Raw genomic sequence first — 12,440 nt, forward strand, 5'->3', positions numbered from 1 at the left:
CTTGTTAGTGAATGAGTGCAAGCGAATGAACTTAGGTACTCTTATTATATTCTCTCTGGTTCTCTCTGGTTCTCTCTGGTTCTCTCTCTTATTTCTGTTCCTTTAAACTTTCAGGTCTGATAATTACACGTTTATCAACGTCATAACCCGTTTCGTTTATAATATCTTCAATTTCGTTACTCAAAAATTTTTTAATTTTCAGCCTAGTCTTATCAGAAGGTTCATAGCCATTCAGTGCTTCCCAAAGTGTTGATCTATCAATACCTACTTGCTTCGCCATGAAGCCTAAGTTTGCGTGTGTTAAGTCGATAAATTTCTGCATTGCTTCAATCTCGTAATATTTTGTCAAACTTTTTTCTCCTTTATTTTTGTTGGGCTATTTAAAATAAAAAAAACATTATACGCTTGTTGCATCGTATTTCAATACAATTTGTCAAGTTTTTGAACTTTTTTATATAAAGAATTCTTATACCTGTGCCCTGTAATAGGGCTGTGGTTTCGTCCCTTGTGTACCCCGTTAGGTGCTGGTACGTCGTTTAAGATTATCACTCAACGATAAGCCAAATAATAATCGCTAGCCCCGCAATCCCAATTAAAAATAAAGCAACTATGAACATTATCATTGGAATAATGCCAAAAATTTTTAACCACATGTTATCATTTCTTTCTGTAATCAATTCTAAGCTCTTTTAAGCCGTTTTAACTTAATCACGTATATTATATATATATTCAAATAAATTTTAAACGTCTTAAAACGTATCTCACGACTTTAAAATATAAGATTAACCACATCTGTACAAAAAGTGAAGCTTTACAAATGAGACAATCTTACAAATAATTTTTACTTGGTTGCATGTACATAATAAGTAAAATTATAGGCCCAATAAATGGTACAAAGACCAGCAGTAACCATGCACCTGATCTGTTAATATCATGTAACCGTCTAATATCAATAGAAATATTAGAAAACAAAGTCCAAATTCCCCACACAAAAGAAACTAGTATCATTACTAGTGTAAAAAAGAAGTACAAGTGATAACTAGTCATGGCGTTGGATTTTTCCGCACCCCAAACATAAATTATCAAATACCAGATACCATGAAAAAATAATGCAATTACAAAATTAAGGAAAATTGTTATCCAGAAATCTCGCCTATTTGTTCTCTCATCGTATTTAAAAGCCCCTTTGTAAAACAACCCTAACAACGAAATAGGATCTGGATTTTTAACCAAAGTACCTTTTTTTATAATTTCAGCATTGTTTTGTTTTATTCCGCACTTACTACAGAAATTGGCAGTTTGTGGGATTTTCATTCCACAATTACTACAAAATTTTGTGGCTACCTCATCGATACTAGGAATTTTAGCTCCACATAATTTACAAAAAGATGCGTCTTTCTCTAAACGATTACCACAATTTACACAATACATGATATTCATGTAGCCTCCAATAAATTTAATTGACTACATTATATTAGAAAATATAGTTCTGTCTTTTGCGTCTACCCTAATGTAATCACTGAAAACGACTAATTTCATTGGTTACAATTAAGTGTTCCGGAAACACTCTAAAAATGGCAAAAGTTAATTATACATGAATGTTAGTATTCGTGAGCGAAATTTAGCACGACGAATTGAAGCGTTAAGGGTTGTTCAAGTGCCTAATTTTTTAAGAAAGGCTTCTTGAAAAATGTCACTGGTCTGTAACTGCAAGCGATCCTTAATTATTTGCATAATGATGGCATCATCTTAAGTTTAAATTGTTCTTAATATATCTAGCTTCACTAATATCCAAAATCTCAATCTACTCAATTAGCATTAAGCTGTATAAATATATGATGCAGAAGAAACGGAAATCCATCAGTGACAAGATATTGAAGCTGGCAGAGGTTAACTTAACCTTATAAGAAACCACAGTTAACCCCCTGAATTAGATTTCTCCAACTCAGGGGGGCAGATCAAAATTCATTTAAAGATAATGGCCTGTTATTGATAATTAAAAATACCTAGTTAACGTAAAATCCAACTATTTCATACCAAAAGTTTCTTACAGTAATTTGTGCCCTATTGAGTGGAACCTTAGTCATTTTTGAGATTACTAATTGCATTACTATTGTTAAGCAAAGCTTGCCTTACTTTTTCACTTAGAAGCTGTTTAGTATCTTTTAAGAAGTAACCTGATAAAAGCTAATGAAACCATCTGAGTATGGTTTCATTAAAAGAACTCCTATTCTGATTTTTATTATTATGACACAAAATCTAATAATTTTGGTGCCAAATATCAGTATAGGAGCACAGAATTCGAATAGTTATTTAACATCTTTGAGCGATAAGGATGTATCTTGTAATAAAAATCCTCTAGGTTAAGAAGCAATTTTGGCTTAGGGGATTTTTTAGATTCTTGTGGGATCGTTTTTCGATTTCAAAAAACCAATCAACTTATTTTTAATCATAAAAAAACGCCGTCCAAATTAATGAACCGCGTTCTCCTGATATATGTGTCAATAATCTCTAAGCAAATAGAGGATCAACTGTATTTTACCTGATCAAGCGCATAACGCAAGCCATATGAAAAATCTTTTTTGACCGGATTTCAGCAAAAGATATATTATGAATAGTCACCATGTTCGATGCATTGCGGAGTAATTAAAAAGAAAATTAATTAATCAAAACGACCTTTGGTTTCTCATAATTTATGTAATGATGGAATTATCATTTCCTATTCTTTTATTGATAAAATGACTTTGTCTGTTTAAAAACGCTAAAAAGATTAATTAATACTAAAAAGGCAGTTGATAAGAAAACACCTCGATAGCCTAGAAAACTGGTAACAGTAGACCCAATCTGTGGACCAACAACGTTACCAACTGCTTGAAAGCTTTGATTCCAGCTAAATACTTCTCCCATTATTCTATGAGGTGATGTTTTAGCGAGAATTGTCTGCACACTTGGGATCAAAGCTGCATCTGAAATACCAATTAACAAACGTAGCCCGCCCAGTTCCCAAACATTTTGGACAAATGCCATGGGAATAAAAACTAATATTGAGAATATTAGGCCACCCAGCAAGATCCAATGAGTACCCCAACGATCACCTAGACGACCGAAAATTGGTTCAATTGAATTGTTAGATGCTTGAATAATCATAGTAGTTAAGAACATTCCTAAAATAATTTGTTTATTTGGCATACTTGAGAAGAAACTACCAGAGGACCGCTTTTTACTATTAATTGAAACTGTAAAATGTTCATGTACAAAAAATAAAACTAACAAAAAAGAAAGGAAAAGACATATTCCAGTCATTAAAAAAGTATAGCGATAACCGATAAAATTGGCGATTGTTCCCCCCCACCAATGGGCCCAGAAGTGTTCCCGAAACGTTTCCGGTGGCCAATGTTCCTAATGCTTGACCACTTTTATTTCTTGGAGTTTGAATGGCAATTAAAGTGTTGGCAGTACTGACAAAACCGTTAAACACCCCTAGTAATAGACGCAACCCAATTAATTCATAAACATTAGTTACTAGTGTCGTTGCCATCATTACCAAAGCCATGCCTAGAGAAGCACGAATGAGCATTGGCTTACGTCCATATTTATCAGATAACCGTCCCCAAAAGGGGGAAATTAGTGCTTTAGTTACAAAGGGAGCTGAAAAGGCCATGCCACTCCATAGAGCATTTCCTGAATCAGAAAAATTTCCTAATTGAGTGATAAATAACGATATAAAGGGGGGCAACACAGCTGGAGCCAATCCCCGCCATAAAGGTTCCAAACCACAATATATGTAAATTTTGTTGCCATTCTGGTAGTTTAGAAACACGCCCAGTCTTTAATAGAGGCATTTATTAGTACACCATCCTTTAAAATAATTTAAAAATGAAAAATTTTAAAAACTTAACGGCATGCTCGCGGTAAAGATACCGGAGCATGCCGTTAAAACTGTATAATAAATTGATAATTTGTTCTGTTTAATTGATATATTTTTAAAAGTACTTTATTTTTTCGTAAACCAAACAAAGTATTTATTTACTATATTTTTTTAATAAGTCACTAAGTGGGGGTTGTGTAGTTCGATCTATTCCATAGTGTTTTGCATACGCTTCAGAAGCTTTTTCACCATAGATATTTGTATCAATCGGCATATAAGCTGTAGCCACTGGATCATCCGATTTGATTTCAGCATTAACCACAATTGGTTTTTGGTTCCCTGAGTTTTGTAAGGCCTGAATTTTTGTAAATATCTTTTCAACATCGCTCTTATTAGTGGCAGTAAAACCAATTCCGCCAAGCCCCTCAGCAACTTTAGCCCAATCTGCACCTGTAAGATCAACACCATAAAAATGTTGCTTAGTTTCTTGCTGTTCATACCAGATAAAGCCAAATCTTTTATTTGAAAAAACAATATTAATTACTGGAAGGTGATATCTTACCTGAGTAATAAGATCTTGAACGACCATTGAAAAGCCGCCATCACCAGAAAGCGACCAGGCTTGACCATTTGGTACACTTAAGGCTCCAGCGATGCTTGCAGGAATTCCGAATCCCATCGTAGCAAATAATCCTGAAATTGCAAATCGTTGATTTTGGTTCATCGGTACGCCACGTACACCCCATTCTGAAACATTCCCCGTATCTATAGAAAATGTATCATTGGGTCCAGAAATTTCTTGGATTTTCTTGGTAACAGTTTCTGGGTTAAGCCCATTACTATCATCTTCAGCTAATTTATTTAACCAATTATCCCAATTCTTTTTATTCTCCTGATTGGCCTTGAGCCAAGCATCAGCAGGTCGGGACTCCCCACTGTTAATAAGTGCTAAAAGATAACTCTGAGCATCAGAAATCACTGCATAATCAATATCAACAGTTTTACCAATATCAAACGAGTTATTATTAACTTCAATGATTTTAATCCCCTTGGGCCAAAACTTAGCAAAAGGAAATTCAGATCCAAGGAATAAAATTAAATCGGTATGTTGAAGTGCTTCAAAACCAGATTTAGTACCTAGTCGACCAAATGTACCAATAAAATTAGGACTATCAGTACTAATGACACCCGTAGCCGGAACTGTGTTCATGATAGGAAGATTGAACTGTTTGGCAAATTTTTGAAGTATATCACGGGATCCTAATAATCCACGTCCGGCGTATACTAGTGGATGTTTGGCTTCTTTAATCATTTGTAAAGTATCGGAAACTGCCTTAGAGTCAACCACTTGTTTAAAACTATCTTTAATAATTTTAGGGGTTTTACTTGGTTGGTAATTAATTTTCTTGCTTGTTAAATCTTCCGGAAGTTGAACAACCGCAACTCCCTTTTGCCGATAAGCCTCACGAATGGCCTGATTAATAACATAGGGGATCTGCTCAGCAGTTGTGACGGTCCGGTTAAATACAGAAACATCAGCAAATAATGGATCCTCATCCATCTCCTGAAAATAGTTAGTATTCATCGTAGGTTGTGAAACTTGACCAACCAGAGCCAAAAGGGGGACATGATCCATTTTAGCATCATAAAGCCCATTAAATAAATGAGTAGCACCAGGACCAGCAGAGCCGAAAGCAACTCCTATTTTGCCAGTAAATTTGGCATCAGCAGAGGCAGCAATTGCGCCTACTTCTTCATGTCTTACTTGAATATACTTAATGTTATTTTTTTCAAGATAAAGCCCCTCAACAGTATGATTAATTGAACCACCAGGAATTCCGTAAACATGGTCTACACCCCAAGCCTCAAGAACTTTAACTAGAGCTTGACCAGCAATCATTTTTGTCATGAAGATAATCTCCTTCAAAAAATTATTTACTCACTTTTAATAAGCAGTTGCCTTAATAATAACCCTTTCATTGGAAAAGGCAACTTTTAGAATTAATTTGTTTTTGGAATCTGTTTAGTATCTTTCCCTTTGCCCCAATAATTTAAGTTGATTCATCAGAATATTGAAGCTATTAAAAAACGGTCCAGCTAAAACACGTTGATTCTTATGATATCTTCTGGGCCATGCTCTATGTCCTAAAAACTGTTTGGGATCTAAAATATAGCAAGGTTTATTTTAGATCTCAAACAGTTTATTTAACCTGGATAAATGTTTATGATCGTGACGATGCCAATGCGATGTTAGCCTTGAATGCCGAGCACTTACGCTTGGTTTAGAGTGTATTAGTCGATGATGACCATAGTGACCATAATTTCTCAATAGATGGACAACTTAATTTAAAAGCGACCACTCAGGTCGCTAAACTTAAAGAGTTACATCAATTTGAAGTATTACCAAAACGCTGGTGAATTGAACGTTCTTTTAGTTGCTTAGAAGGATATTGACGACTCTGAAAAAATTGTGAAAGGCAGTTTTTACATACAAGCACCACGATGATGATCTTAGCCTTTATGTCAGTCCCTATTGTGGCGATTTTCAAGATCTCAAACAGTTTCATCCACCATCTTATTCATCTTAAACATTAGATTAGATGATCATTGTACACATAGTTCATTAACGAACGGGTTTCAGTAAACTCATTTTGATCATGAAGAACGACAGTAATCAGTCGATCATGACCAGTCTTTTTGCCGGTACCGACGAAACAATATCCAGCCAAATCAGTGAACCCGGTCTTTAAACCATCGACGTCTAACGATTTTTGATAAAATGCCCGACCTGATAACAAATTGTTGTAGTTATAGCATAGTTGACCAGATACCTTCATCGATTTTATTTTTGAATACGTTAGTGTACTTGGATAATCAGTAATCAAATGCCTGGCGATTAAAGCGACGTCTTTGGCTGAAACAAGATTGGCATTGCCGCCGCTAGTTGAATATCCGTAACCTTTTAATGCATTCTGTTCCATGCCATTCGCCGTAACAAAGGTGGCTTTACCAAGGTTCCATGATTTTGCCTGCCTATTCATTAATTTAACAAATGACTTGTTATAACTCGGCGTACCGCCACCTGCCACCCACTGTCCCAGCGCAATGGCCGCGTTGTTAGAAGAATCAATTAATGCCGCTTCATACAACTCTTTGACCGTATAACTATTTTTAGTGAACTTGAATCCGCCGTAAACAAGCGATTGACCAAGGCTTTTTAGTCCAGAGTACGACGTGTTCACTTTACTGTTCCACGAATAGGCAGCCGTTGCGACTTTCTTATCGACCAGATACAGTGTCATCAGTTTGGACACCGAAGCAATTGCGCGGGGCATATTACTATTTTTACTCCACAAGATCTTGCCAGTCTTTTCATTCATTGCAATGGCGGCCTTAGCATATTTCAAGTCAAAAGGGGCTTTCCCTTTAGTTAAATAGTTGTGCCACACGTACCCAGACACCGTACCAGAGGCGTTTTTTACCTGATAATAAATTGCTGATTTATTATCGTGTTTTAAGACTAACCTTTGAGTCACATACCATGTGGTGTAAGGGTAATTTTTCAGTAAATGTAACTTTTTAGTATGAGCTAAATTGTAAAGCGCTCCGGCTGATGAAGCTCGGTGATAGGCAGTTGAAACCACTTTGGTAGTGCTAACGGTCTGATAACTGTCAGCCATTACCGGCATGCCTTGGCTGATAGATAACATCAGTAGCGTTAAGGTACTTACCATTAAGGCGATTATTAATTTGTATCGACAATTAAATTTCATGTGTTGATCCCCTTTATCTTTTTTAGATCAATTTTGATTATTTGATTAATGGCGTCACAGATTAGATTTTCACAATTGAATAATTATTTTTTTGGCTTAGCCCATCTGTCCAAGTTCTTGAACAGCAGCTTTAACCGTTGGGATCCAATCATTGCCAACGACCTCACCAACCTTGGTATCTGTTCGCCAACTAATTTGATTAACAGGATTTCTTTGCGGGTCGGCATAAATCTTGACCGAGCCCTGATTAACTTTTTGACTGAGAAGCTTCAATTGATTCAAATGCTGTTGGATAACTGCTACTTTGCTGATCAATTTCTTGGGCGTCATGGCATCAGCTGAATTCATAATGACCGTTAGTAACCATTTACCATGTTGCCACTGAACGTAGACATGCCCCATTGTTCCCTGCTTAACAGCTTTGATCCCATTAGTTAATTTAACCGGTTGCCCCGTTGCCTTTGGGGGATTCTTTAATGTGTGATACTTTTTGATTGCCCCATTAACTGAGTCCCTTTTATACACACGGAAAATTGGATCAGATGTGCCACTTTCCGACTTGACCATTTTTTCACTAGTCTTTGTAGTTGATTTAGCCTGAGCTGATGTCGAACTTTTAACGCTTTGCACTCGCGAGCTGGAAGATGACTGTTTCTCTGACGATGCTGGCTTGCTGGTATGAATTTGGGAACTATTTACTGCCACCATACTTACTTTTTTGCTATTGGGATTTGCCCGTGACGTGGCCATGGCAATCCCAATGAATAAGATAAGAATTACTAAAATCATGCTCGCCGAAACAGCCCACTTTTTCCTTTTCATTGATTCGCCTCCTCGCTCAAATTATCCGTATTGACATATCCAAGCCATTTCGTGCCATCATAAAGCGAATCGTAAGTATACCCTAATGGTCCTTTTTGTTTCTGTGCTATACTAGGAATTACAAGCGTTCATTAGAACTGTCCAAAAAGAGAATTGGAAATGGCTAAAATCGGTTATGCGCGTGTGAGTTCCAAGGAGCAACATTTAGATCGACAGTTAGCGGCTTTAAAAGACGTTGATAAATTATTTACGGATAAATTAAGTGGGGCTAACACTAATCGGCCAGAACTGCAAAAAATGCTGGCCTATATTCGTGAGGGTGATATTGTAATGGTCACTGAATTAGATCGCTTAGGCAGAAACAACCATGATTTGACTAAGATCATGAACTCCATTCAAAATAAGGGTGCCACCCTAGATGTGTTGAATTTACCGTCCATGACAGGGATTACTGACCCTAATTTGCGTCAACTTATGACTAACCTCATCATTGAATTGTATAAGTACCAGGCGGAAAGTGAACGTAAGCGGATCATCGAACGTCAGCAACAAGGCATTGCCCTGGCTAAACAACAAGGCAAATATCATGGGCGCAAACCCCAATACACCCAAGACGATCCCCGCTTGCAACATGCTTTTAAGCTTTATCGAGCAGGCATGAGTGACATTGATGTGTCCCAAAATACAGGTATTAAACGGACGACCTTTATTCGATACCGTGTGAAATACGGTATTAAAAGAAAATAGGGCCCCCTTTTGGTTAGCACATGTTAACTGAAAGGGTCCCTATTTTCTTTACTTAATAAGTCTAATTAGTGGCTGGTGAATTAGGCAACATTCCGGCTACCTGAAACGTGAATTTGATAGTGAATTAAGATGGATTCCTGCTTATATTTTACAAAAATCAAAATTGGTCCATTAAAAAGCCTTAGTAGCATCTTTAGATTGGCTAGATTGATCGCAATATCAATCGTCACTGCGATGCTGGCTACCGTTTTAGTCCGCACCAATGAAAGGCCCAAAGGGCCTTTCATGAAGGCAAAACCGCGTTCAATTTTCCCGCGCCGCTTCTCTGCGTCACGATCAACTTGCCGCTGCTTAGCATCCATCTTTTTAGGCTTACGTCCTAAACTTGGTCCCGACAACCTAATGCCTAGTCGTTGACAGAGCTGACGATTCTCGCGGGTACGATAAAGTGTATCAGCTAAGATTTCATCGGGATAATAACCATGCACGTCGAAATAATGATCGATGGTTGTTGCTAAATCTTGGCTTTCATTGAACGCCTTAAAATCAAATCGTTCGATATCGATCATGCCATCGGCAATTGAAGCATCAATCTTGGGACCAAATTCGGTTCGTTGTTTGGCTTTACCACGGTTAATCGGGCGAATCCACGGTTGTGCCAAGCTAACAATCCGTCCTGGGACCCGATGGGTCCGATTTTCATACATGAACATTTGCTGGTCAAAAAGTTCACGAATCACAGCCAATCGTTTGGTTTGCCTTTCGTTAAGAGAGGCACCGTGGGCCAACAGCACATCGATATAACGTAGATCACGTCGGACATACTGGAGCTGTACTTTGATCTGCTTGCGTGTTTCCTTAGCCCAACGCCGCGTTTTTCTAGCAAAAGCGGTCCACTTAGCTTTTGCTTCACGTTTGTAGGTTCGTGGAGGCTTGATTTGCAACTGATGAGCCATGTCTAATAACATTTCTTCTAGATTGAGCCGAGCTTGATTTAGCAGCGAAGTATCTTGTGGAAAACGAATTTCAATTGGCACCGCAGTAGCGTCTGTGATCAAGACACGGAGCTCATCATCTGGCAATAAGCTTTGGATTTGTTCGCGCAAGGTATCACTGATGATATTTCGCACTAGTTCCGTTATTTGACCCATGCGTCGTCTAAAATAAACCAAGGTTGAGTGGTTGAACGGCAGGTCGGTTGTGTAGGTGTCTAGCCCGATAAAGTACTGGTAAGCCGGGGTATCACGAATAGCGGTAACGACCGAACGGTCGGTTAGATGTTCTGCTTGCTTGATCAAACTGGCACCGTAAAGCAGACGAAAGGGTTTAGCAGCGCGCCCACCCATCTCAGTAAAAAGAAGTTGATAGGCTTCATCGAGCTGTTGCCACGGGAGCATGTCGGCTAATTGAACCCACTCATTGTCGGAAGAAAGTGGCACACCAAGGCCGTTGTTAAAGGATTGAAATGACAATTGGGTAGCACGATGTCGATAAGCCATGATGGTTTCCTCCAGGAAAAATAAAAAGTGCAAGGAAAACAGGCGTTAGCCCATGTTTACTTTACACTAATTATAATCTTTACTATTCTTTGATGCCAATAAAGCTTGCAGTTATGCTGCTTTCACCAGCCACTAAATAGCTTTGATGTATATAAATAGAATTAATAGTATATTTGTTATTGAAATGACGAAAGTAAGATGGAAAGCCTATATCAAAAATTGCTGATGCTATGTTTATAATATAATTTTTGTTTAATGTTTTTTGTTAATGACAGTTATTCGTGCATACTTTAAACCAAATGATATAATGACAATGTTTGGTCAATAACTAAGGAGGCAGTTTTATGTCTGAGTATATTACTGTAAAAGACGGAACTAGGATATCATATGATGTTCATGGAGAAGGAAGCCCAATACTTCTAATTCACGGTGTTACTGACTGTAAAGAGACTTATGATACGGATTTGCCGTTTCTAACTAAAAATCACCGTGTTTATCGTTATGACCTTCGAGGCCATGGAGCTTCAGATCATCCAAAGCATCCATTTACCCTAGAGAACCATATCGAAGATGCATTAGCAGTCATCTCAAAACTGAATTTGCACAATTTCGTCTTGTACAGTGGCTCCTTGGGAAGCTACATAGCAGAAGCAGTTGCAACCAAAATTCCACAAGACTTAAGTGGCTTGATTTTGAATGTCTCCGCTGCGCATAATCCAGCATCAGCTCTTGCTGACACGGCAAAGAATGACAATATCCCCTTAGACAAAGTTGAAAGGAGAGATTATTGGATTCGCCACTTAACCATTGATAAGGATAATATCAAGCAACTAACAGATTCAGGATTTCAAAAAAACAGCTTGTCTCCTGAGGATGAAGATAGAGCGCTAAGATCTATAACGGCATTTGATTTTAGAAATGAATTGCCAAAAATCACATGTCCGACCTTGATTACGAGTGGTTTGTATGATCCCGTCAATGGGCCATCAAAAGGAATTGAGATTCAGAAGTATATTCCGAATGCTTGCTTTGTGGTCTTTAAATCAGGACATCTTCAACGACTTGAGATGCCAACAGCCTACCACCATGTTGTTGATGATTTTATCGAAACAATCGCTCGCTAAAATGGCAATAGCGTCAGGTATCATCAACTCAACAAGAACCAACACATTTGCTAGTTTTAAAAGTGAGTATGCGTCTGCTGACCAATAATGGAAAACGTAACACATGCTTGAGAGGATAACGTAAAAGCGGGTACCAAAGTCCTTTAGAAATTGGTCAACACGTTGTCACTTTTTTATCCCTTTATCTATGAGCTTTGACTACCTTGAAATCGAGGCTTTTGTGTTGCATCAAGGGTGTAGCGGATAGCATAGTGCAGAAGGGCGGGCAAAATGGCCTTAGCGATTTTTAACTTATTATCAATAATTTTGATATTCATCATCATTTGGCTAACACGCAAAGAAAAAGTCGCAACGCGAGCGGGACGATATAAACCGAGCCTTCTTGATTTTTATTGCGGTCATAGAGATTGTTTTAATTATTTCGGAAACATTTATTTTCAAGGATTCAATTTCACTTCAATCTGCATCATTTTCTTGTAGCTTGTTACTTCTGATAAACCTGTTACTTAGAAGCTGTCTAAAATCTCTTAAGTAATAGTGCTAAAAACGCTAAAACGACCATTTGCAGACTGGTGGTTAATTGACGCTCACAATTTTTCCAAAGTCA

Annotated in this window: 10 protein-coding genes and 2 pseudogenes; 3 read left to right on the forward strand and 9 right to left on the reverse strand. The window is 37.7% G+C overall.

Going from position 1 to position 12,440, the window contains the following annotated elements; all coding sequences use genetic code 11:
- Positions 1–88: 88 nt before the first annotated feature.
- The 7 genes from HMPREF0519_RS11125 to HMPREF0519_RS11150 all read right to left on the reverse strand — a co-directional run bounded on the left by HMPREF0519_RS11125 (position 89) and on the right by HMPREF0519_RS11150 (position 8,463).
- Positions 89–349, reverse strand: coding sequence for a hypothetical protein (locus tag HMPREF0519_RS11125; protein WP_040472812.1), 261 nt, complete (start codon positions 347–349; stop codon positions 89–91).
- Between the two features lie 479 nt (positions 350–828).
- Positions 829–1,440, reverse strand: a complete 612-nt coding sequence (locus HMPREF0519_RS13115) for a zinc-ribbon domain-containing protein (RefSeq protein ID WP_003636275.1) — start codon at positions 1,438–1,440, stop codon at positions 829–831.
- Positions 1,441–2,727: 1,287 nt separating this feature from the next.
- Entirely contained in the window at positions 2,728–3,189 is a 462-nt protein-coding gene (locus tag HMPREF0519_RS14470) for an MFS transporter (protein WP_233419331.1), read from the reverse strand.
- A gap of 58 nt (positions 3,190–3,247) precedes the next feature.
- Entirely contained in the window at positions 3,248–3,820 is a 573-nt protein-coding gene (locus tag HMPREF0519_RS14475; RefSeq protein WP_003636278.1) for an MFS transporter, read from the reverse strand.
- A gap of 202 nt (positions 3,821–4,022) precedes the next feature.
- Positions 4,023–5,777 carry a thiamine pyrophosphate-binding protein gene (locus HMPREF0519_RS11140; protein WP_003636280.1) on the reverse strand — a complete coding sequence of 585 codons (1,755 nt, stop codon included), beginning with the start codon at positions 5,775–5,777 and terminating at the stop codon, positions 4,023–4,025.
- A 682-nt stretch (positions 5,778–6,459) separates the two neighbouring features.
- Positions 6,460–7,641: a serine hydrolase gene (locus HMPREF0519_RS11145; RefSeq protein ID WP_003636284.1), complete on the reverse strand. Its 1,182-nt coding sequence runs from the start codon at positions 7,639–7,641 to the stop codon at positions 6,460–6,462.
- A 96-nt stretch (positions 7,642–7,737) separates the two neighbouring features.
- Complete coding sequence (locus HMPREF0519_RS11150) at positions 7,738–8,463, reverse strand: hypothetical protein (protein WP_003636286.1); 726 nt, start codon at positions 8,461–8,463, stop codon at positions 7,738–7,740.
- 159 nt (positions 8,464–8,622) lie between these two features.
- Between HMPREF0519_RS11150 and HMPREF0519_RS11155 the strand changes: the two genes are divergently transcribed.
- Positions 8,623–9,210, forward strand: a complete 588-nt coding sequence (locus tag HMPREF0519_RS11155; protein WP_003636287.1) for a recombinase family protein — start codon at positions 8,623–8,625, stop codon at positions 9,208–9,210.
- Between the two features lie 80 nt (positions 9,211–9,290).
- Here the strand turns inward: HMPREF0519_RS11155 and HMPREF0519_RS11160 are convergent, their stop codons facing one another.
- Positions 9,291–10,709: an IS5-like element ISLrh3 family transposase gene (locus tag HMPREF0519_RS11160; RefSeq protein ID WP_003636289.1), complete on the reverse strand. Its 1,419-nt coding sequence runs from the start codon at positions 10,707–10,709 to the stop codon at positions 9,291–9,293.
- Positions 10,710–11,053: 344 nt separating this feature from the next.
- Between HMPREF0519_RS11160 and HMPREF0519_RS11165 the strand changes: the two genes are divergently transcribed.
- Positions 11,054–11,833 (forward strand): alpha/beta fold hydrolase, encoded by a 780-nt coding sequence (locus tag HMPREF0519_RS11165; protein WP_003636292.1) that lies wholly within the window; start codon positions 11,054–11,056, stop codon positions 11,831–11,833.
- Positions 11,834–12,103: 270 nt separating this feature from the next.
- Positions 12,104–12,368 (forward strand): annotated as a pseudogene (locus HMPREF0519_RS14480) (hypothetical protein).
- Here HMPREF0519_RS14480 and HMPREF0519_RS13725 read toward each other — a convergent pair.
- A pseudogene (locus HMPREF0519_RS13725) lies at positions 12,351–12,440 on the reverse strand (IS5/IS1182 family transposase); the annotation flags it as partial. The pseudogenes HMPREF0519_RS14480 and HMPREF0519_RS13725 overlap by 18 nt on opposite strands.

This window comes from Lentilactobacillus hilgardii DSM 20176 = ATCC 8290 (assembly GCF_000159315.1).
In the GTDB taxonomy this organism is placed as follows: domain Bacteria; phylum Bacillota; class Bacilli; order Lactobacillales; family Lactobacillaceae; genus Lentilactobacillus; species Lentilactobacillus hilgardii.